This is a genomic window from Streptomyces sp. NPDC012827, assembly GCF_042900905.1.
Classification (GTDB): domain Bacteria; phylum Actinomycetota; class Actinomycetes; order Streptomycetales; family Streptomycetaceae; genus Streptomyces; species Streptomyces gulbargensis.
In genome coordinates, this window is the sequence record NZ_JBIBBY010000009.1 from 119,599 (window position 1) to 139,427 (window position 19,829).

Sequence of the window (19,829 nt, forward strand, 5' to 3'; positions counted from 1 at the left end):
CCCGCGCAACCGGCCGAGAGGCCCCTGCCCACGGATTAGGATGGAGTCCATGGCGAAGACCGGTACGACGACCCAGGGGCTGCGCGCGGCGATCGAGCGCAGCGGCTATTACCCGGCCCTCGTGGCCGAGGCGGTGGAGGCCGCCGTCGGCGGCGAGGCCGTCGCGTCGTACGTGGTGCACCAGGAGACCACCTTCGACTCCAACGAGGTCCGGCGCCACGTCACCGTCCTCGTCCTGACGCCGAGCCGCTTCATCGTCAGCCACACCGACGAGCAGGCCGCCGACAACAGCTCCCCGACCCCCTACGCCACGACCTCCACCGAGTCCGTGAAGCTCGACCGGATCTCGTCGGTCGTGGTCAGCCGGGTCGTCGCCAACCCGGAGTCGTACACCCCCGGCACCCTGCCCCGCGAGGTGGTCCTCACCATCGGCTGGGGAGCCGTCTCCCGCATCGACCTGGAGCCCGCCGCCTGCGGCGACCCCAACTGCGACGCCGACCACGGCTACACCGGCAACTCCACCGCCGACGACCTCAGCCTCCGGGTGAGCGACGCCGGCGACGGCCCGGACACCGTCCGGCAGACGCTCGCCTTCGCCCAGGCGCTCTCCGAAGCCACCGTGGCCGCCCGCTGATGGTGCAGCCCACGGCCCCCTCCCACGGCTGGCCCGACGACCCGGTCCCGCTCGCGCCGGAGACCGCGCCCGTACCGGAGTACGCCTCCGGTTCCCTCGGCGACCTGCTGCCCACGCTCGTCGCCGGCCAGGGCGTGTCCGGCTTCGCGCCCCGCATCCAGGAGCTGACCCCGGCCGACCGGAACTGCGTCTTCCTGATCGACGGGCTCGGCTGGGAGCAGCTCAGGGCCCACCCGGACGAGGCCCCGTACCTCACCTCGCTCCTCGGCTCCTCGCGCGGCGGCACCGGCCGCCCGGTCACCGCCGGGTTCCCCGCCACCACCGCGGCCTCCCTGGCCTCCGTCGGCACCGGTCGCTATCCCGGCACGCACGGGCTGGCCGGCTACACCGTCCGCAACCCCGAGAGCGGCCAGCTGATGAACCAGCTCCGCTGGAAGCCGTGGACCGCGCCGCACGTCTGGCAGCCGTACCCCACGATCTTCCGCCTCGCCCACGAGGCGGGCGTGCACACCGCCCAGGTCTCCTCGCCCATCTTCTCCGACACCCCGCTCACCAAGATCGCGCTGAGCGGCGGAACGTTTCACGGGCAGCTCTCCGGCGAGGACCGCATGGACTGCGCGGCCGAGCAGCTGGCGGGCGGCGACCGTTCCCTCGTCTACACCTACTACAGCGAGCTCGACGGCGCGGGACACCGCTTCGGCATCGACTCCGACGCCTGGCGCGGCCAGCTGATGTTCGTGGACCGGCTGGTCCAGCGGCTGGCCGAGCAGCTGCCGCCGCGCTCCGCCCTCTACGTCACCGCCGACCACGGCATGGTCGACATCCCCGAGGGGGACGACCACCGCATCGACTTCGACGAGGACTGGGAGCTGAGCGCCGGCGTCGCCCTCCTCGGCGGCGAGGGACGTGCCCGCCACGTCTACGCCGTGCCCGGCGCCGAGGCGGACGTCCTCACCTGCTGGCGCGAGGTCCTCGGCGAGCAGTTCTGGGTGGCGAGCCGGGACGAGGCGATCGCCCTCGGCTGGTTCGGCGACGAGATCGACGAGCGCGTCCACGGCCGCATCGGTGACGTGGTCGCCGCCGCGGCGCTGGACGACGTGGCGATCACCGCCTCGGTCAGCGAGCCCCACGAGTCGGCGATGGTCGGCATGCACGGCTCGATGACCCCCGCCGAGCAGTTCGTCCCGCTCCTCGAAGTCCGTTCCTGAGCAGCCCGCCCCGCCCTCCCACCTGATCCCGACGACCTGAAAGGTCCCGACCCGTCATGCCCGAGCTGGTGTTCTTCTCCGGAACGATGGACTGCGGAAAGAGCACACTGGCTCTCCAGATCGGACACAACCGGTCCGCCCGCGGACTGCAGGGCGTGATCTTCACCCGGGACGACCGGGCCGGCGAGGGCAAGCTGTCCTCGCGGCTCGGCCTGGTGACGGAGGCGGTCGAGGCGGGCCAGGGCATGGACCTCTACGCCTACCTGGTCGGTGAACTCTCCAAGGGCGGCAAGGCCGACTACGTGATCGTGGACGAGGCGCAGTTCCTCGCCCCGGAGCAGATCGACCAGCTCGCCCGGATCGTGGACGACCTCGGGCTCGACGTCTTCGCCTTCGGCATCACCACCGACTTCCGGACCAAGCTCTTCCCCGGCTCGCAGCGGCTCATCGAACTGGCGGACCGCATCGAGCAGCTCCAGGTCGAGGCCCTGTGCTGGTGCGGCGCCCGCGCCACCCACAACGCCCGCACGGTCGGCGGCGAGATGGTCGTGGAGGGCGAACAGGTCGTCGTCGGCGATGTGAACCGGCCCAGGGAGGAAGTCGGTTACGAGGTGCTCTGCCGCCGCCACCACCGCAAGCGGATGACGAGCGCCTCGGCCCGCGCGGGCGCGCTCTCCCCGGACGTCCTCCCCGTCACGCCCTCCTGACGGCCGCCGGAGCGGTGAAGCCGGGGGCGGGTACCAGGGACCGCACGGCCCGTACCCGCACCGGGAGTTCACTCGGGGGTCACCGGATGACGGCCCGGCGATCGGTTGCGGGTCGCCCGGATCGGGGGTAATGGGCGGCGGCCCGTGACGACCCGCCTCCGGGCGTCACCCGTGCCGTACGACCCTGGAGGACGTGTGCGTTCCGCCGCCCCGACCGTGCCCGACGAGGACGACGACGGTGAGCCGGGCGGGGTGCGGGAGGACGCGGCGCGCGGCGCGGTGACGGCCCGGGGCCGGGCGAGCGGCCCGCTGCGGGGCCCCGTGGCCGCCGCCCTGCTGAGCGGCGTGCTGTTCTGCCTCGCCACCGCCCTCTCCCGCACCGCCCCGTTCGGGCCGGTCACCAGGAACATCGTCGACCTGGGCCAGCAGTACCTGCCGTACCACGCCTACTGGCGGAAGGTGCTCCTCGGGGAGAGCCACGGTGACGCCTTCCTCAACTGGAACTCCGGCTTCGGCTCCCATTTCCTCGGCGACATCGGCACCTACCTGAGCAGCCCCTTCGACCTGCTCGTCGTCGTCTTCCCGGCGGACCGGATCGAGACCGCGCTCTACGTCGTCACCGCCCTCAAGATCATGGCCGCCGGCGCCGCGGCCACCGCGCTGCTCCCGCGCCTGCGCCCGGGCCCCTGGCCGGTCGCCGCCCTCCTGGGCACCGCCTACGCCCTCTCCGGGTGGACCTTCAACTACGGCGCCTCGGTGCCGATGTGGCTCGACGGCCTCGTCGCCTTCCCCCTGCTCTGCCTGGTGGGGGAGTGGGCCAGGACCGGGTGCCGGCCCGTTCTCGGTCCGCTCGTCGTCGCCCTCGCGTGGATCGCGAACTTCTACACCGCCTACATGGCCACCGTCGGCGCCGCCGTCGTTCTCGCCGTCCGTCTCCTCACCACCGACCCGGACGGCCCCGCCGCCCGGGAGCGGCTCGCCGGGCTGCTGCGGGCGGCCCGGAGCGTCCTCATCGGCGTCGGGCTGGCCGCGCCCCTGGTCACGGTCGTCTTCCTCGCGACGAAGGGCGCCGACCCCACCCCGGCGACCACGTTCGCGCCCGCCGCCTGGACCGACCTGTTCGCCCGTTTCCTGCCGGCCACGGCGAGCGTGGCGACCCCCGCCCTGTTCATCGGCACGCCCGCCCTCCTCCTCGCCCTGGCCCTGCCCTTCCAGCGGGCCGTCACCCCGCGCGTCCGGGCCGGCTGGACGGCCGCCGTCCTCCTCGTCACCCTCTCCCTCCAGTGGGAGCCCACCCATCTGCTCTGGCACGCGGGCGCCTCGCCCAACGGCATCCCGTACCGCCAGACCTTCGTCCTGTGCGGCCTGCTGGTCATCGCGGCCTGGCTGTCGGTGGCCGGGGGCGTGCCCCGCCCGGTGGCGCTCCTCACGGGCGGCGCGCTGTTCGGCGCCCTGGCGTGGGCGGGCCGGGGGAGCGCCGACATCGACCGGTGGACCTTCCCGGTCCTCGCCGCGACCCTCCTCGCGGCTCTCGGCGCCGCGCTCCTCGCCCTCCTCGCCGGCCGAGGGCGCGCGCCGGGCGTCGCGAGCCCGGCAGGATCGGCGAGTCGCTCCCTGGTGCCCGCCCTGGCCGTGCTCCTGCTCCTCGCCGCCCAGACGGGCGAGACCGCCGTGACCGGCAAGCGGATCGAGGAGCAGCAGCGGAGTGAGGTCTCCTGGGCCCCGCCGCTCGGCCCCTGGCACGCGGAGATGGCCGCCGAGGTGGCCCGCGCGGACGCCTGGCCCCGGTACCGCACCGACCCGGGCGAGGTGCCCGGCGGCAACGACACCCTCCTCGTCGGCGGGCAGGGCGCCGACGTCTACAGCAGCCTCACCTCCGCCACCACGTCCGCCACTCTCGCCGGCCTGGGCTTCGGCTTCTACGCGAAGGGCCGGCACCCGGTCACGCTCGACAACCCGGTGACCGACGCCCTCTTCTCCATCGGGACCCGGATGCGTTCACGGCCCGCCGGCCCGCTGCGCCAGGACCGGCCGCCCATGGCCGCGATCACCGCGACCACGACCCCGGTGCCCCCGCTGGTGACGGTCCGCCCCGCCCCGCGCCCGGCCGCCACGGCCCCAGGCGACTCCGCCTTCCGCAACCAGGAACTGCTCCTCGGGTCCCCGGTGTACGAGCTGCCGGCCGTCCGGCGCACCGGCCGCACCCTCACGGCCCGCTGCCCGGCCGGCTCGGAAGTGTGGTTCTGGGCCCCCGAGTTCCACGGCACGGCCGCCCTCGACGGCGGGGACGGGCCCGTGGACTTCGACGGCAGGCCGCCCGCCGTCCGCGCCCCGATGCGGCCCCTCGGCGCGGTCCCGGCCTCCGGTGCCGTACGGATCGCCCTGCGTCCCGACCCGAAGGCCAAGGCCGACAGGAGGACGGGCGAGAAGGTACGGCTGCCCGCGCAGGCGGTCGGGTGCCTGGTGCGGGAGCGTCTGGACGCCGCCGTACGGCAGTTGACCGCCACCGGCGCCACCCGGGTGCACGCCACCGGACACTCCGTCACCGCGGAGCTTCCGCGGGGCAGTACCGGCATCGCCGTGCTCGCGGCCCCCCGCATCTCCGGCTGGCACTGCGCCGCCGGTGATGCCGGGCTCGCACCCGCCCGCGACCACCGGGGCCTCGTCGCCGTCCCGCTCGACGGCCGGGCGACCACGGTCACCTGTTCCTTCCGGCCCCCGGGCCTCCGCCTCGGCACAGGGGTCGGCGCGGCGGCTCTGCTCGCCCTGGCGCTGACCGCCGTCCTCCACGCACGGGCCCGGAGGAGGTGACCCCGGGTTCCGGTTTCCGCCGGGGACGACAAGAGTTCACCCGCAGTGCACGCGGGGATCGTTCCCCGGGAAAACAACCCGATTACTCTGCCCGCCGTACCGGCGTTTGATCGTTCGATTTCAGTGTGGGGAATCCGCGTGCCAAAACTGTCCGTCGTCGTCCCCTTCCACAATGTCGGGGCCTATGCTCCCGACACCCTGCGCAGTCTCGCCCGCAACGCGGACCCGGAATTCGAGTTCCTGCTGGTCGACGACTGCTCGACGGACGACACCCCGGAAATCCTCGACCGCTGGCGCGACCGCGTCCCGAACGCCACGGTCATCCGGCACGAGACGAACCTCGGCGTCGCCCAGGCCCGGAACACCGGAATCGACGCGGCACGCGGTGAATACCTCACCTTCCTCGACGGCGACGACTGGTACGCCCCCGGCCACCTGGCCGCCGCCGTGGCCGGCATGGACCGGCTCGGCTGTGATTTCGCCCGGACCGACCACGTCCTCGCGGAAGGCCGCAAAAGGCATGTGAAATACGCCCCGGCCAAGGTCCGCGACACCGTCATGGACCCCCGGGACGGCATTTCCCCGGCCAGCATGGTGACCATGGTCGACTATCCCTTCGTCCCCTTCGGAATCTACCGGGGATCACTCTTCCGGGACGGCGCCTCACGTTTCGAGACCTCTCTGCGCACGGCCGAGGACCGCCTCTGGATCTGGCGGCTCCATCTCACCGCCCGCACGTTCGCGGCGCTTTCCCTGCACGGCGTCTTCTACCGGCGCGGCGTCACCACCTCCCTCACCCAGATCACCGACAACCGGCAGCTGGATTTCATCCCCTCCTACGACCTCCTGCTCGACGAGGTCTCCCGGGACCGGGACGCCGACCGCTTCCTGCCCAAGGCCGTCCGCACCTACTGCGCCATGATCGCCTTCCACGTGAACAAGGCCGGCCGGTACGAGCCCGAGGTCGCCCGGCGGCTGCGCGCCGACGTCGCGGACGCCCTGCACCGCATGCCCCAGCAGGTCCTCGACGAGACCCTCGCCACCATGGACACCCCCCGCAGCACCCTCCTCCGGAGCCTGCGCGACACCGGAAGGACCGCCTGACCCATGGCTCCCGACCCCACCGGAGACCCCCGCCGGGTCCAGATCTTCCAGGTGTCCACGCTCTACGGGGCGGCCACCGTCGCGGCCGCGCTCGACGCCGGACAGTTCGGCCCCCGCGAGGACGCCCGCCGCCTCCTGCTCATCTCCCGCAACGCCGAGATCCCCGAGACCGCGCTGCGCCTGGAGGACATGACCGGGTACGAGCGGATCGCCGCCCGCTTCGACGGCACCCTCGACTGGAACGAGACCATCCACCCGTACCACCCCGCCACCTGGGCCCCCCGGCCCGAGGAGGCCCCGCTCTGGCAGCGCGTCCTGCGCACCGCCTGGGACCTCGGCACCGCGCCCGTCGAACTGGTCGTGGAGTCCATCCAGGTCAACCCGGCCAAGGCGCTCGCCGGAACCTTCCCCGAGAGCTCCGTCCACGTCTACGCCGACGGCCTGATGAGCTACGGCCCGACCCGCAACGACCTCGCCCAGTCCGTCGCCTGCCGCGTCCGGCGGGTCCTCCACCTCGACCTGGTCCCGGGCCTGCGCCCGCTGCTGCTCACCGAGTACGGCGTCGGCTCGGAACTGGTCCCCGACGAGGCCTTCCGCGCCGTCCTCGCCGAGATCGCGCGGGAGGCGGACGGCGACCCGGAGATCGAGCGCGCCGCGGCGGCCGCGCCCACCGCCCTGCTGCTCGGCCAGTACCTGGCCGCCCTGTCCCTCCTCACCGTGGAGGAGGAAGAGGCGCTCCACGTCCGCATGCTGCGGGGGGCCGCCGCGGCCGGCCACCGCTCCCTCGTCTTCAAGCCCCACCCGAGCGCACCCGTCCGCTACTCCCAGGTCCTCCACGAGGCGGCCGAGGAGGCCGGGGTCCGGCTCACCGTGCTCGGCGGGCCGCTGCTCGCCGAGACCTTCTTCGCGCGCTGCCGGCCCCGGCTCGTCGTGGGCTGCTTCTCCACCGCGCTGCTCACCGCCGCCGTGTACCACGGGATCCCCGTCGCCCGGGTGGGCACCGCCGAGCTGCTCGAACGCCTCAGCCCGTACGAGAACAGCAACCGCGTCCCACTCACCCTCGTCGACCGGCTCCTCGCCGACCTGGAGGGCCCGCAGGAGCCCGCCGTACCCGGCCGCGCGCCGGAGTCACTGGCGCCGCTCGTCCGTGCCGTCGGCTACTGCATGCGGCCCAAGAGCCATCCGGGACTGCGGGCCGAGGCCGAACGGTACCTCGCCGCGCACCTCGCGGACCCCGGCATCGCCCCCCATTTCGACGCCGTACGGCTGACGCAGCTCGGCCTGCCCGGCGGGGACCCGGTACCGCCGGCCCCGCCCCGGGCACCGGGACCGCCTCCGCGGCGCGGCCTCGTCCGCTCCCGGCGCGGCTGACGGGGGAGCGGGCGTCCGCCCGACGGGCCCGGTGTCTCAGTTCCCGCCGGCCGACCGCACGAGGGTGAAGACCGCGCCCTCGGGGTCGGTCACCAGGGCGAGCCGCCCCGCCGTGCCGTCCCTCGGCGGCCGGAGCACGTGCCCGCCCAGCTCCGTGACCAGCCGGGCGGCCTCGTCGGTGTCGGCCACCTCGAAGTACGTCATCCAGTGCGCGCCCCGGTCCCGGGGCAGCGCGTTGCCGACCCCGTGCAGGGAGGCGACCGGCCGGCCGGCCAGGTGGAGCGTGGCGTAGTCGAAGTCGGCGGTGGCGGCCGGCTCGACCTCGTACCCGAAGACCGACCGGTAGAACTTGCCGACCGAGGAGGTCTCGTACGTCAGCAGCTCGTTCCACACCGGGGTTCCCGGTGGTCCCGCCGCCGCCGTGCCGTGGTGCGCCTCCGCCTGCCACACCCCGAACACCGCGCCGGCCGGGTCGGAGCAGATGACGAGCCGGCCCGCGTCGGCGGCGTCCAGCGGCCCCACGGCGACCGTGCCGCCGCAGGCGCGGATGGCCTCGGCCGTGTCGTCGGCGTCGTCGGTCGCGAGATAGGTGGTCCAGGCGATGGGCAGGTGCCGGTCGGGAGGCAGCTGGCCGACGCCGGCCACCTCCTTGCCGTCCAGGAGGGCCCGCACGTACGGTCCGAGCTGCTGCGGCCCGGGAACGAACTCCCACCCGAACAGCGCGCGGTAGAACTCGAGCGTGGAGTCAAGCCCGTGCACCATCAGGCTCACCCAGCAGGGTGTACCGGGTGGGCGCCGCGTCGCCTCGGTCATCGTCGCTCTCTCCTCGGACCTGGTCGTGGCCGTACTGCCGTACCGGTGGCCGCACCGGACGGCGCGCGGCGCGCCCCGCCCGCGCCGTCGGCGCGAACCGGCGGCAGGTCCGGTGGGAAGGACGCCGGGTTCCTCCTCCGCAGCGGCCCCGCTGCGCGAGGATGGCACCCATGACTCCCATCATCTCCGCAAGCGAACTCCTCAGCGAGTCGGCCGGTGCGCGTCCGCCTGTGCTCCTCGACGTCCGGTGGACGCTCGGGGGCCCGCCCGGGCGGCCCGAGTACGAGGCCGGCCACCTCCCCGGCGCGGTGTACGTCGACCTGGACACGGACCTCGCCGGCCCGCCCGGCACCGGCGGCCGCCACCCGCTGCCCGACGTGGAGGCCTTCGGGGCCGCGATGCGGCGCGCGGGTGTGTCGGCGGGGCGGCCGGTCGTCGTCTACGACGGCGGGCTCGGCTGGGGCGCGGCCCGCGCCTGGTGGCTGCTGCGCTGGGCGGGTCACCCGGACGTGCGGGTCCTCGACGGCGGGCTCGCCGCCTGGACGGGTGAACTGTCCCGGGAGACCCCCGCCCCGCGGCCGGGCGACTTCCGGCCGAAGCCGGGCGCGCTCGGTCTGCTCGACGCCGACGAGGCGGCGGCGCTGGCCCGCTCGGGGCTGCTCCTGGACGCCCGGGCGGGGGAGCGGTACCGCGGCGACGTGGAGCCCATCGACCGGGTGGGCGGCCACATTCCCGGGGCGGTCTCCGCCCCGACGACGGAGAACGTGGCCGGGGACGGCCGCTTCCTGGACCCCGACGCCCTGCGGGCGCGGTTCACCGCCCTGGGCGCCGCGGCCGGGAGCACGCCGGTCGGCGTCTACTGCGGCTCCGGCGTCTCCGGCGCCCACGAGGTCCTCGCCCTGGAGATCGCGGGCATCCCGGCGGCGCTCTACGCGGGCTCCTGGTCGGAATGGTCCTCGGACCCGACCCGCCCGGTGGCCACGGGCCCGGACCCGCGGTAGGGCGGCCGCCCCGTCGGCCCCGCGCCGGGTCGCGGCGCGGGGCCGACCGGGGACGGCCGGTCAGTCCTGTTTCTTGCGGCGCGTGCCGAAGACGATCTCGTCCCAGCTGGGGACCGCCGCGCGGCGGCCCGGGCGGACGCCGTCCGCCTCGGCCTGGCGGTCGGTCGCGCCGTGCAGCCGGTCGCGGTGGCCCGAGACGGCACGCGGCATGAGCACATCGGCGTACGCCGACCCCGCCCCGGCGGACGCGGCGGGAGCCGGGGGCTCCTCCGCCTCCACCTCCTCCGAGGGCTCCGTCTCCGTTGGTTCGGGCACGACCATGTCGCCCCGGAAGCTCGGTACGGCCTCCAGGAGGCTGGTGAGCGAGTCCCGCTCCTCCTCCGGTTCGGCGGCGACCGGCACCGGCCGTTCGATCTGCCGGTCCAGGGCACGGTCCAGCGGCCTGTCCCGGGGCAGGCGTGCGATGCGCGGCACGAAGGGGAAGCTCGGCTCCGGCGCGGCGGCGAGGGTGTCGTCGGTCTCGCCGATCAGCGCCCGGGCCTCGTCGTCCACGGCCTGGACGAGCCGGCGCGGAGGGTCGTAGGTCCAGCTGGCGGTGTGGACCTCACCGGCGACCCGGTAGACCAGCAGCACCTCCCAGGTGCCGTCGTCCCGGCGCCACGAGTCCCACTGCACGGTGTCCTTCTCGGCACCGCGGAGCAGCAGCCGTTCCTGCACGGCCTCGCCGAGCTGCGGACCGCTGTTCTCACCGGGCCGGCGGACGGGCGTCTTGCGGGCCCGCTCGGCCATGAAGGCGCGCTCCGCCAGGACGGGGCCCTCGAAACGGCGTACGCGGTCGACGGGGATGCCCGCGAGCTGGGCGACCTCCTCCGCGGAGGCACCGGCACGTATCCGCGCCTGGATGTCGCGGGGGCGGAGGTGGCTCTCCACCTCGATCTCGATCTGGCCGAGGCGCGCGCGGTCGTTGCGCACGGCGGCGCGCAGCCGCTCGTCGATCGGAAGCGTGTACTCCGTGCTGTCAGCAGCCTTCAGCACCAGTCGTGTGCCGTCGTTGGAGACGGCCACGACACGCAGTTCGGGCATGGGGACCTCCCGGGTGGTGCCTGCCGACGTCACGTGCGTCGCTGCTTCCGCTAGTCGAGTGTGGCCTGCCCGGGTGCAGCCTGCCACTACCTTGCCGAGTTGCCCGGCGTGTCGGGCGTGGACCCTGGAACGCCGTTATGGCACGGTAACCGGATCGCTACGCGGAGTGACTGGCGGTCACGCTGTGCAGCGGGCTTCCGTGCGGTGCCGCGGCGCCGCCGGTTTCGAGTGCCGGGTTCGGCCCCCTCCCCGTGATTCCGGGCACCCGTGAGAGCGTCCGTACCCAGGGATCGTCAATGTACTCCATTCGGGCCACCTGGGTGGACCGCCGCGCCGCCCAACTTCTCGGGGTCCACACGAGTTGAGTGTCCGTGATGTCCCGGACCGCGTGTCCCTGTTCACAGAACCACCAGAAACGGAACTAATCGCTTCGCCCATTTGTCCCCTCTGGGTGCATGGTGGAACAGATGAGCAAGCAGAGGTCGGAGATGGATCACAGGCCGAGGGCCGCGCCGGAAGGGCCGCAGGAGACCGACGAGAGGGGTGGAACGGGAGGGCCGGTGAAGCGGGCGGAAGCCGGGGAGGCGCGGGAAACCGGACAGGATCACGAGCAGGGCGGCCGGGCCAGGATCGACCTGAGTGTGGCTCAGGTGTCGGGCAGCGCCCTGGCCGCCGTCATCGCGGCCAAACTCGCCTCCACCCTCGGGGTGTACGGCACGATCGTCGGCGCCGGCGTGATCAGCGTCATCGCCACCTGCGGCGGACCGGTCTTCCAGCACCTCCTCAAGCGCACCGGCGAGCAGGTGCGCGGCGCGACGGCCGCCGTCAAGCCGAAGCCCCGTCAGCTCGGCCGCCGCGCCGCCGGCGGCCGGCGCCCGGCGCGGCCGGAACGGACCGACGAGCACACCCTGATGCTCGGCACCGTCGCGCCGGGCGGCCCGCCCGCCGACGGCGCGTTCGGCCGGGCGACCACCCACGGCACCCGGATGCGGGGCTGGAAGCGTCCGGCCCTCGCCGCGGCCCTGGTCTTCGGCGTCACGATGGGCGGCATCACGGCGTACGAACTCGTCTCGGGGGAGGACTTCGGCGGGACGAAGGGGCGGACCACCTTCGGCTCCGTCGTCCGCGGCGGCGGGGACGGCGGCCGGGGCACCCCCGGCCACGACGGGACCCCGCCCCCCGCCCCCTCCGGCCCGGCACGCGACGGTGACGGCAAGCCGGACGGCGGCGCCGCACCGGGCGGGGACACCCCGTCCGCCCCGGACGGCCGGGGCACCTCCACCCCCGGTACGGGTGCGGGCACGGGGACGCCCGCGCCGGAGCCGACACCGGGCGGCTCCACCGGCCCGACCGGTTCCCCCGGCGGCCCCACGGGCACGGACCCGGCCCCGGACCCCGAGCCCTCCGGCCCGGCGCCGAGCACGGCCCCGACGGGGCCCGCCGAGCCGACCGCGCCGACGGCCCCGACCGGGGCCCCCGTCCCCGAGTCCCCGGGGCGGACGCTCCCGCCGCAGCCCGCGCCCGGGGCGACCGGCTGACGGGTCAGTCGCCGAGCACCCGGCGCAGGTGGTCGTTGCCGAAGCGGCGGTCCGGGTCGAGGCGGTCGCGCAGCGCCGTGAACTCGGCGAAGCGCGGATACACCCCGGCCAGGTAGGCGGCGTCACGGGTGTGGATCTTGCCCCAGTGCGGGCGCCCCCCGTGGGCCGTCATGATGCGCTCCACCGCGGTGAAGTACCCGCGGTGGGGCGTCCCCTTGTAGAGATGGACCGCGATGTAGACCGTCTCGCGGCCCGAGGCCGTGGAGAGGGCGATGTCGTCCGCCGGCGCCGTGCGCACCTCGACGGGGAAGCTCACCTTGAGCGGCGACCGCTCCAGCATCGCCTTCAGCTCGCGCAGCGCCGGGACCGCCGCCTCGCGCGGGAGCGCGTACTCCATCTCCACGAAGCGCACCCGGCGCGGCGAGGTGAAGACCTTGTACGGGATGTCGGTGTACGTCCGGGCCGACAGCGCCCGGCTGGAGACCCTGGCGAGGGCGGGGATCACCGGCGGCACCGCCCTGCCGAGGGAGCAGGCCAGCTGGAAGACCCCGTTGGAGAGCAGCTCGTCCTCGATCCAGCCGCCGACCCTGCCGAGCGGAGCCGCGGGACCGGCGCTGCGGTTGTTGCGCTTGGTGTTGCAGTTGTCCGTGTGGGGGAACCAGTAGAACTCGAAGTGCTCGTTCTCCGCGTGCAGGGCGTCGAACTCGGCGGTGACCCGGTCGAAGCTCATCGGCTCCTCGCGCGCGGTGAGCAGGAAGACCGGCTCCACGGCGAAGGTGATCGCCGTGATCACGCCGAGCGCGCCGAGCCCGATCCGGGCGGCGGCGAAGATCTCGGGGTTCTCCTTCTCCGAGCAGGTGAGCAGCCGGCCGTCGGCCGTGACGAGTTCGAGCCCGCGGATCTGCGCGGCGATCGACGCGGAGTCGCGGCCGGTGCCGTGGGTGCCGGTGGAGACGGCCCCGGCGACGGTCTGCTCCATGATGTCGCCCATGTTCGTGAGCGACAGGCCCTCACGGGCCAGGGCCACGTTGAGCCGCTTGAGCGGGGTGCCGGACTCGACCGTCACCGTCATCGACTCGCGGTCGACGCGCCGGATGCCGGTGAGCAGCCCGGGCCGGACCAGGACCCCGTCGGTGGCCGCGATGGCGGTGAACGAGTGGCCGGTGCCGACCGTCTTCACCCGCAGCCCGTCCTCGGCGGCCCGGCGCACCACCTCGGCGAGCTCCTCGGCCGAGGCCGGGCTCTCCTCCCGCACCGGGCGGGAGGAGACGTTCCCCGCCCAGTTACGCCACGGGGCGCTCACCGTCCCGGGCCTCCGCGCCCCCGTCGGCCCCGTCCGTCCCGCTGTCGTCGTCCCGCTCACGCTGCCCCTCCCGGTTCGGCGCCGGCCTGCTGAGCCGGCGGTGTCCGAGGAGACCCACCACGACCGCGAGCGCGCCCGAGACGACGGGCACCACGTACCCCGCCTCCGCCCCCGACGCGTCGACCACCCAGCCGGCGGCCGAGGAGCCGAGCGCCACGCCGATCGCGAGCCCGGTACCCGTCCAGGTCATGCCCTCGGTCAGCTTGGTGCGCGGTACGTGCGCTTCGACGAGGGCCATCGTGGTCACCATCGTCGGTGCGATGGACAGGCCCGCGACAAAGAGCGCCACGGCCAGCAACGGCAGGTTCCCGGCCAGTAGGAGGGGGATCATACTCACGGCCATCGCGCAGATGCCCAGGAGCCACCGGCGGGACGGCTCGCCCTTGAGGTGGAGCAGTCCGAAGACGGCGCCCGCCAGGCAGGAGCCCAGCGCGTAGACGGCGAGCACCAGGCTGGCGGCGGCCTTGTGGCCCTGCTCCTCGGCGAAGGCGACGGTCACCACGTCCACCGAGCCGAAGATGGCGCCGGTCGCGACGAAGGCCAGGGCCAGGACCTGGAGTCCGGGGGAGCGGAGCGCCGAACCGCCCCGGTCGTCCCGGTGCGGATGCGGGCTCGGCTCGGTGGCGCGCTGCGCGGTCAGCCAGAAGACGCCCACCGCGAGGAACACGCCGGCGAGCAGCGGTCCCGCCTCGGGGAACAAGGTGGTGGACAGGCCGATGGAGACGATCGGGCCGAAGATGAAGCAGACCTCGTCGACGATCGACTCCCAGGAGTACGCCGTGTGGAGGCTGCGCCCGTCACCGCGGTAGATCTCCGCCCACCGGGCCCGCGTCATCGCCCCGACGCTGGGCACGCAGCCGATCACGGCGGTGAAGACGAAGAAGGTCCAGTCGGGGGCCTGCTGCTGGACGCAGAGGAGCAGGCCGGTGGCGGCGGCGAGGGAGATCAGCGTGACGGGCCGCAGCACCCGGCGCTGGCCGTACCGGTCGACCATCCGGGACACCTGGGGACCGAGGACGGCCGCGGACATCGCGAGGGTCGCCGACAGGGCGCCCGCGAGCCCGTACCGGCCCGTAACCTGGGAGATCATGGTCACGATGCCGATGCCCATCATGGACAGCGGCATCCGGCCGAAGAATCCGGCCACCGTGAACGACGCGGTGCCGGGCGCCGAGAAGATCGCGCGGTAGGGACTGGGCAAGGGGGGCTCCGGATCCTCGTGCTGCGGCGCGGGGCGGCGCGACGAGTCGACACGTGTAATTAACAGCTAAAGCCTACGGTGTTGAATTTGATGCGGCATCCCCCTTTCCCCCGACCGGGCCCGCCCGGCCGGGGCGCGGTCGGGGGCGGGCGGCCGGCGCGGGACGGGCGGCCGGTTCCGGCCGGGCCGCACCACCGGGTGTCGGTGGCGGGTGGGAGGATCGGTGCCATGTCCGATCAGCACGATCCCGCCCCGTACGACGCCCTGCTCCTGCTCTCGTTCGGCGGCCCCGAGGGCCCGGACGACGTGGTCCCGTTCCTGGAGAACGTGACCCGTGGCCGCGGCATCCCCAAGGAACGGCTCAAGGAGGTGGGGCAGCACTACTTCCTCTTCGGCGGCGTGAGCCCGATCAACGACCAGAATCGCGCGCTGCTCGACGCGCTGCGGGCGGACTTCGCGCAGGCCGGGCTCGACCTGCCGGTCTACTGGGGGAACCGGAACTGGGCGCCGTACCTCGCCGACACCCTCCGCGAGATGGTCACCGACGGCCGCCGCCGCATCGCCGTCCTCGCCACCAGCGCGTACGCCTCCTACTCGGGCTGCCGCCAGTACCGCGAGAACCTCGCCGACGCGCTGGCCACCCTGGAGGCGGAGGGGCTCCCGCTGCCCCGGGTCGACAAGCTGCGCCACTACTTCAACCACCCCGGCTTCGTCCGCCCGATGGTCGAGGGCGTCCTCGCCTCCCTCGCGGAACTGGACGAATCCGTACGGGCCGGGGCCCACCTGGCCTTCACCACCCACTCCATCCCCGACTCCGCCGCCGACACCTCCGGTCCGGTCACGGAGCACGGCGACGGCGGGGCCTACGTGAAGCAGCACCTCGACGTCGCCCGCCTCGTCGTCGACGCCGTCCGCGCGGAGACCGGCGTCTCGCACCCCTGGCGGCTCGTCTACCAGTCCCGCAGCGGCGCCCCCCACATCCCGTGGCTGGAGCCCGACATCTGCGACCACCTGGAGGAGGTGCACGCCGCCGGGGCGCCCGCCGCCGTCATGGTCCCCATCGGCTTCGTCTCCGACCACATGGAGGTCCTGTACGACCTCGACACCGAGGCCACCGCCAAGGCGAAGGAACTCGGGCTGCCGGTCCGCCGCTCGGCGACCGTCGGCGCCGACCCCCGCTTCGCCGCCGCCGTCCGCGACCTCGTCCTGGAGCGGGCCGCGACCGAACGCGGCCTGCGGGTGGAGCGCTGCGCCCTCGGCACCCTCGGGGCCTCCCACGACCTGTGCCCCGTCGGCTGCTGCCCGGCCCGGGCGGAGCGGCCGGCCGCGGCCGGCGCCGACAGTCCCTACGCCTGAGGAGCCACCCTGTGACCGACCCCCTGCTCACCGAACTGCACGAGCTGGCCCTGGAGGCCGCCCGCACGGCCGGCGCGCTGCTGCGCGACGGCCGGCCTGCGGACCTGGCCGTCGCCCGGACCAAGTCCAGCCCGGTCGACGTGGTCACCGAGATGGACATCGCCGCCGAGAAGCTGATCACCGGCTTCCTCGCCGAGCACCGGCCGCAGGACGGCCTGCTCGGCGAGGAGGGCGCCGCCACCGCCGGCACCAGCGGCGTCCGCTGGGTGATCGACCCGCTCGACGGCACCGTGAACTACCTCTACGGCCTGCCCTCGTGGGGTGTCTCCATCGCCGCCGAGCGGGACGGCGAGACCGTCGTCGGCGTCGTCGAGGCACCGATGCGCGGCGAGACCTACCACGCGGTGCTGGGCGGCGGCGCCCGCTGCGGCGAGCGGCCCCTCGCCGTCCGCCCCGCGCCCGAACTCGGCCAGGCCCTCGTCGCCACCGGCTTCGGGTACCTCCCGGAGCGCCGCGCCCGCCAGGCGGAGGTCGTCCGGCACGTGATCCCGCGCGTGCGCGACATCCGGCGCGGCGGCTCGGCGGCGATCGACCTCTGCGACGTCGCCGCCGGCCGCGTCGACGCGTACTACGAGCGAGGGCTGAACCCCTGGGACCTCGCGGCGGGCGCCCTGATCGCCCGCGAGGCCGGCGCGCTGACCGGCGGGCGGCCGGGTGAGCCCGAGTCGGGGGAGCTGGTCGTGGCGGCCCCTCCGGGCCTCTTCGGCCCTCTCCAGGAGCTGCTGGAGGAGCACGGGGCCTGGCGCGACTGAGCGCCCCGGAGCCGTCCGCGCGGAAGGCGGGAGCCGGACGCGCGAGGGCCCCGGAGCCGGTGGTGGCTCCGGGGCCCTCGCACGGGTCCGTGGGCGTCAGACGCCCGGGGCGACCTCCACGCCGTGCTCGGCGGCCAGGCGGTGCAGGTCGTCCAGCTCCGCCTGCTCGACGTCCGCGAGGAAGTCGTCGCCCGTCTCGCGGGCCCGCGTGAGGTCCGACTGCGTGGTCCTGATCCGGTGCAGCAGTCCTGCGGTGAAAGCGTCCATCGTGCGCCCCCTCGTCATGGGTCCGGTGGCACGGGGTGTGCCGGTGGGGTGGATCACACGCTGTGAGCTCTGGGGGACAGAGAGTGGCGGACGACGTGCCACCTTCAGCTGTGATCGCGGGGTGTGCACACCTCCTCCCCAGCCGCTTCCTCAGAGAAACCTCAACTGACCCGCGAATCAAGCGAATTCTTCGCGGCCACCGAGCGCGCCCCGGAGCGCCACCGCCCGTTCACCGGACCCTCGCCCTCCGACGCCGCCGCCCCGCCGGCCCGCGTCCTCCCCGTTCTCCGCCCGCCCGGACCCTCCCCGTCCGCACCCCGCCTTACAGCCGGTTTACGCGCGAACGGGGCAGGATGGACACGCACAGTCAGTCCCCGGCCCCCCGCGGGACCGTTCAGAACCACCCCTGGTCCCCGCCTCGGACCAGGACCCGAAGGAAGGATCACGACGTGCGCGTACTCGTCGTCGAGGACGAGCAGCTGCTCGCCGATGCCGTGGCCACCGGACTGCGCCGGGAGGCCATGGCCGTCGACGTCGTGTACGACGGCGCGGCCGCCCTGGAACGCGTCGGCGTCAACGACTACGACGTCGTCGTCCTCGACCGCGACCTGCCCCTCGTCCACGGCGACGACGTCTGCCGCAGGATCGTCGAGCTCGGCATGCCCACCCGCGTGCTGATGCTCACCGCCTCCGGCGACGTCAGCGACCGCGTCGAGGGCCTGGAGCTGGGCGCCGACGACTACCTCCCCAAGCCCTTCGCCTTCACCGAGCTGACCGCCCGCGTCCGCGCCCTCGGCCGCCGCACCACCGTGCCGCTCCCGCCCGTCCTGGAGCGCGCCGGCATCAAGCTCGACCCCAACCGCCGCGAGGTCTTCCGCGACGGCCGCGAGGTCCAGCTGGCCCCCAAGGAGTTCGCCGTCCTGGAGGTCCTCATGCGCAGCGAGGGCGCCGTGGTCTCCGCCGAACAGCTCCTGGAGAAGGCCTGGGACGAGAACACCGACCCGTTCACCAACGTCGTCCGGGTCACGGTCATGACCCTGCGCCGCAAGCTGGGCGAACCCCCCGTGATCGTCACCGTCCCCGGCTCCGGCTACCGGATCTGACGCCCATGGGAACCACCCCCGCGCCCCACCCCCAGGCGCCGCCCAAGCCGACCTGGGACCCCCGGGACCCCGTCCGCCCCCTGCTGCGCCCGACCATCCGCATACGGCTCACGCTGCTCTACGGCGGCATGTTCCTGATCGCCGGCATCCTGCTGCTGTCGATCATCTACCTCTTCACCGCGCAGGCACTGAGCGACAGCGCGGCCCAGCTCCCGTTCAAAATCGTCAAGGGCGAGGTGCAGCCCACCACCTCCTGGTGCGTGCTGCCCGACACGGGCACCGGCGACCAGTTCAACGACGCCGTCTCCATCTGCCTGCGCCACCAGACCGACCGGGCCCTGGACGACCTACTGCGCCGCTCCCTCTTCGCCCTCCTCGGCCTGAGCATCATCGCCTTCGCCTTCGGCTACGCCATGGCCGGCCGGGTCCTCTCACCGCTCGGCCGGATCACCCGGACCGCCCGCCAGGTGGCCGGCTCCGACCTGGCCCGGCGGATCGAGCTCGACGGCCCCGACGACGAGCTGAAGGAGCTCGCCGACACCTTCGACGAGATGCTGGAGCGCCTGGAACGGGCCTTCAGCGCCCAGCAGCGGTTCGTCGCCAACGCCTCGCACGAACTCCGTACGCCGCTCGCCATCAACCGCACCCTCCTGGAGATCCACATCTCCGACCCGGAGGCCCCCGTGGCGCTCCAGCAGCTCGGCAAGACCCTCCTCGCCACCAACGAGCGCAGCGAGCAGCTCGTGGAGGGCCTGCTGCTGCTCGCCCGGAGCGACAACCAGATCATCGACCGCAAGGCCGTCGACCTCGCCGAGGTCGCCTCCCGCGCGATCGACCAGACGCACGCCGAGGCCGTCGCGAAGGGGGTCGAGATCCGCGGCGAACGCGCCCAGGCCGTCGTCCAGGGCAACGGCGTCCTGCTGGAACGGATCGCCCTGAACCTGCTCCAGAACGCCGTGCGGTACAACGTGCCCGAGGGCGGATGGGTCGAGGTCACCACCGAGACGGCCCACGGCCAGGCGGTCCTCGTCGTCTCGAACACGGGCCCCGTGGTCCCCGCGTACGAGATCGACAACCTCTTCGAGCCCTTCCGCCGGCTCCGCCAGGAGCGCACCGGCAGCGACAAGGGCGTCGGTCTCGGCCTGTCGATCGCCCGGTCCGTGGCCCGCGCCCACGGCGGCCGTATCATCGCGGAGCCCCGCGAGGGCGGCGGTCTCGTGATGCGAGTCACCCTGCCGATGTGACACAGTGCGCGCGACCGGTTCCGTTCGCTTTGCGCGGAATTCCCGAGCTCTGATGCTGAGACGCGCGTGTGTGATCGATCACAGGGCGAAGGGTGGTCGGTCGCACGCTCCGTGATCGAGGATTCCACCGGAAAACCGGGAAAAATCCGGGTTTCCCGGGCTTCGGATGACGGGAAGTACACGGGGTGGCGCGTGCGAGCGGCGCCCCGAGGA

At 74.0% G+C, this 19,829-nt stretch carries 17 protein-coding genes; 12 read left to right on the forward strand and 5 right to left on the reverse strand.

From position 1 onward, the window contains the following. Positions 1-49: 49 nt before the first annotated feature. From ACFY60_RS20720 to ACFY60_RS20745, 6 genes are all read left to right on the forward strand, one after another. On the forward strand, positions 50-634 hold the full coding sequence (locus tag ACFY60_RS20720) for a DUF5998 family protein (protein WP_309050901.1): 585 nt from the start codon (positions 50-52) through the stop codon (positions 632-634). Continuing rightward, the gene (locus ACFY60_RS20725) at positions 634-1,842 is read left to right on the forward strand and encodes an alkaline phosphatase family protein (RefSeq protein WP_388612254.1); all 1,209 of its coding nucleotides are present in this window, start codon (positions 634-636) and stop codon (positions 1,840-1,842) included. The genes ACFY60_RS20720 and ACFY60_RS20725 overlap by 1 nt, the downstream gene beginning before the upstream one ends. A gap of 56 nt (positions 1,843-1,898) precedes the next feature. Then, entirely contained in the window at positions 1,899-2,549 is a 651-nt protein-coding gene (locus ACFY60_RS20730; protein ID WP_388612256.1) for a thymidine kinase, read from the forward strand. Positions 2,550-2,744: 195 nt separating this feature from the next. Further along, positions 2,745-5,360 (forward strand): YfhO family protein, encoded by a 2,616-nt coding sequence (locus ACFY60_RS20735; RefSeq protein ID WP_388612257.1) that lies wholly within the window; start codon positions 2,745-2,747, stop codon positions 5,358-5,360. A gap of 138 nt (positions 5,361-5,498) precedes the next feature. Beyond that, the gene (locus ACFY60_RS20740) at positions 5,499-6,464 is read left to right on the forward strand and encodes a glycosyltransferase family 2 protein (RefSeq protein ID WP_309050897.1); all 966 of its coding nucleotides are present in this window, start codon (positions 5,499-5,501) and stop codon (positions 6,462-6,464) included. Positions 6,465-6,467: 3 nt separating this feature from the next. Further along, positions 6,468-7,835, forward strand: coding sequence for a polysialyltransferase family glycosyltransferase (locus ACFY60_RS20745; RefSeq protein ID WP_388612259.1), 1,368 nt, complete (start codon positions 6,468-6,470; stop codon positions 7,833-7,835). Between the two features lie 36 nt (positions 7,836-7,871). Here ACFY60_RS20745 and ACFY60_RS20750 read toward each other — a convergent pair whose 3' ends face one another. Then, complete coding sequence (locus tag ACFY60_RS20750) at positions 7,872-8,648, reverse strand: VOC family protein (protein WP_388612261.1); 777 nt, start codon at positions 8,646-8,648, stop codon at positions 7,872-7,874. A gap of 170 nt (positions 8,649-8,818) precedes the next feature. On the opposite strand from ACFY60_RS20750, the gene ACFY60_RS20755 reads away from it, so the two are divergent. Then, complete coding sequence (locus ACFY60_RS20755) at positions 8,819-9,649, forward strand: sulfurtransferase (protein WP_388612263.1); 831 nt, start codon at positions 8,819-8,821, stop codon at positions 9,647-9,649. A 60-nt stretch (positions 9,650-9,709) separates the two neighbouring features. Here ACFY60_RS20755 and sepH read toward each other — a convergent pair whose 3' ends face one another. Next, positions 9,710-10,732 (reverse strand): septation protein SepH, encoded by a 1,023-nt coding sequence (gene sepH, locus ACFY60_RS20760; RefSeq protein WP_388612265.1) that lies wholly within the window; start codon positions 10,730-10,732, stop codon positions 9,710-9,712. Positions 10,733-11,373: 641 nt separating this feature from the next. Between sepH and ACFY60_RS20765 the strand changes: the two genes are divergently transcribed. Next, entirely contained in the window at positions 11,374-12,270 is an 897-nt protein-coding gene (locus ACFY60_RS20765) for a hypothetical protein (RefSeq protein ID WP_388612267.1), read from the forward strand. 4 nt (positions 12,271-12,274) lie between these two features. Here the strand turns inward: ACFY60_RS20765 and ACFY60_RS20770 are convergent, their stop codons facing one another. Both ACFY60_RS20770 and ACFY60_RS20775 read right to left on the reverse strand, forming a co-directional pair. Beyond that, a complete protein-coding gene (locus ACFY60_RS20770) occupies positions 12,275-13,573 on the reverse strand; it encodes a D-arabinono-1,4-lactone oxidase (RefSeq protein ID WP_388612269.1) in 1,299 nt (432 codons plus the stop codon). Continuing rightward, positions 13,554-14,834: an MFS transporter gene (locus tag ACFY60_RS20775; protein WP_388612270.1), complete on the reverse strand. Its 1,281-nt coding sequence runs from the start codon at positions 14,832-14,834 to the stop codon at positions 13,554-13,556. The genes ACFY60_RS20770 and ACFY60_RS20775 overlap by 20 nt, the downstream gene beginning before the upstream one ends. A 228-nt stretch (positions 14,835-15,062) precedes the next feature. Between ACFY60_RS20775 and ACFY60_RS20780 the strand changes: the two genes are divergently transcribed. Both ACFY60_RS20780 and ACFY60_RS20785 read left to right on the forward strand, forming a co-directional pair. Then, positions 15,063-16,190 (forward strand): ferrochelatase, encoded by a 1,128-nt coding sequence (locus tag ACFY60_RS20780; RefSeq protein ID WP_388612272.1) that lies wholly within the window; start codon positions 15,063-15,065, stop codon positions 16,188-16,190. 11 nt (positions 16,191-16,201) lie between these two features. After that, positions 16,202-17,002: an inositol monophosphatase family protein gene (locus ACFY60_RS20785; RefSeq protein ID WP_388612274.1), complete on the forward strand. Its 801-nt coding sequence runs from the start codon at positions 16,202-16,204 to the stop codon at positions 17,000-17,002. 96 nt (positions 17,003-17,098) lie between these two features. On the opposite strand, the gene ACFY60_RS20790 is transcribed toward ACFY60_RS20785, so the two are convergent. Then, positions 17,099-17,269, reverse strand: coding sequence for a hypothetical protein (locus ACFY60_RS20790; RefSeq protein ID WP_309055153.1), 171 nt, complete (start codon positions 17,267-17,269; stop codon positions 17,099-17,101). A gap of 449 nt (positions 17,270-17,718) precedes the next feature. Between ACFY60_RS20790 and ACFY60_RS20795 the strand changes: the two genes are divergently transcribed. Both ACFY60_RS20795 and ACFY60_RS20800 read left to right on the forward strand, forming a co-directional pair. Further along, complete coding sequence (locus ACFY60_RS20795) at positions 17,719-18,372, forward strand: response regulator transcription factor (RefSeq protein WP_030211224.1); 654 nt, start codon at positions 17,719-17,721, stop codon at positions 18,370-18,372. 5 nt (positions 18,373-18,377) lie between these two features. Next, a complete protein-coding gene (locus ACFY60_RS20800; RefSeq protein ID WP_388612277.1) occupies positions 18,378-19,616 on the forward strand; it encodes a sensor histidine kinase in 1,239 nt (412 codons plus the stop codon). The last annotated feature ends 213 nt before the right edge of the window (positions 19,617-19,829 follow it).

Coding starts and splice junctions, on each gene's coding strand:
- ACFY60_RS20720 (WP_309050901.1), top strand. CDS start 50: ATGGCGAAGACCGGTACGACGACCCAGGGGCTGCGCGCGGCGATCGAG.
- ACFY60_RS20725 (WP_388612254.1), top strand. CDS start 634: ATGGTGCAGCCCACGGCCCCCTCCCACGGCTGGCCCGACGACCCGGTC.
- ACFY60_RS20730 (WP_388612256.1), top strand. CDS start 1,899: ATGCCCGAGCTGGTGTTCTTCTCCGGAACGATGGACTGCGGAAAGAGC.
- ACFY60_RS20745 (WP_388612259.1), top strand. CDS start 6,468: ATGGCTCCCGACCCCACCGGAGACCCCCGCCGGGTCCAGATCTTCCAG.
- ACFY60_RS20750 (WP_388612261.1), bottom strand. CDS start 8,648: ATGACCGAGGCGACGCGGCGCCCACCCGGTACACCCTGCTGGGTGAGC.
- ACFY60_RS20755 (WP_388612263.1), top strand. CDS start 8,819: ATGACTCCCATCATCTCCGCAAGCGAACTCCTCAGCGAGTCGGCCGGT.
- sepH (WP_388612265.1), bottom strand. CDS start 10,732: ATGCCCGAACTGCGTGTCGTGGCCGTCTCCAACGACGGCACACGACTG.
- ACFY60_RS20780 (WP_388612272.1), top strand. CDS start 15,063: ATGTCCGATCAGCACGATCCCGCCCCGTACGACGCCCTGCTCCTGCTC.
- ACFY60_RS20790 (WP_309055153.1), bottom strand. CDS start 17,269: ATGGACGCTTTCACCGCAGGACTGCTGCACCGGATCAGGACCACGCAG.
- ACFY60_RS20800 (WP_388612277.1), top strand. CDS start 18,378: ATGGGAACCACCCCCGCGCCCCACCCCCAGGCGCCGCCCAAGCCGACC.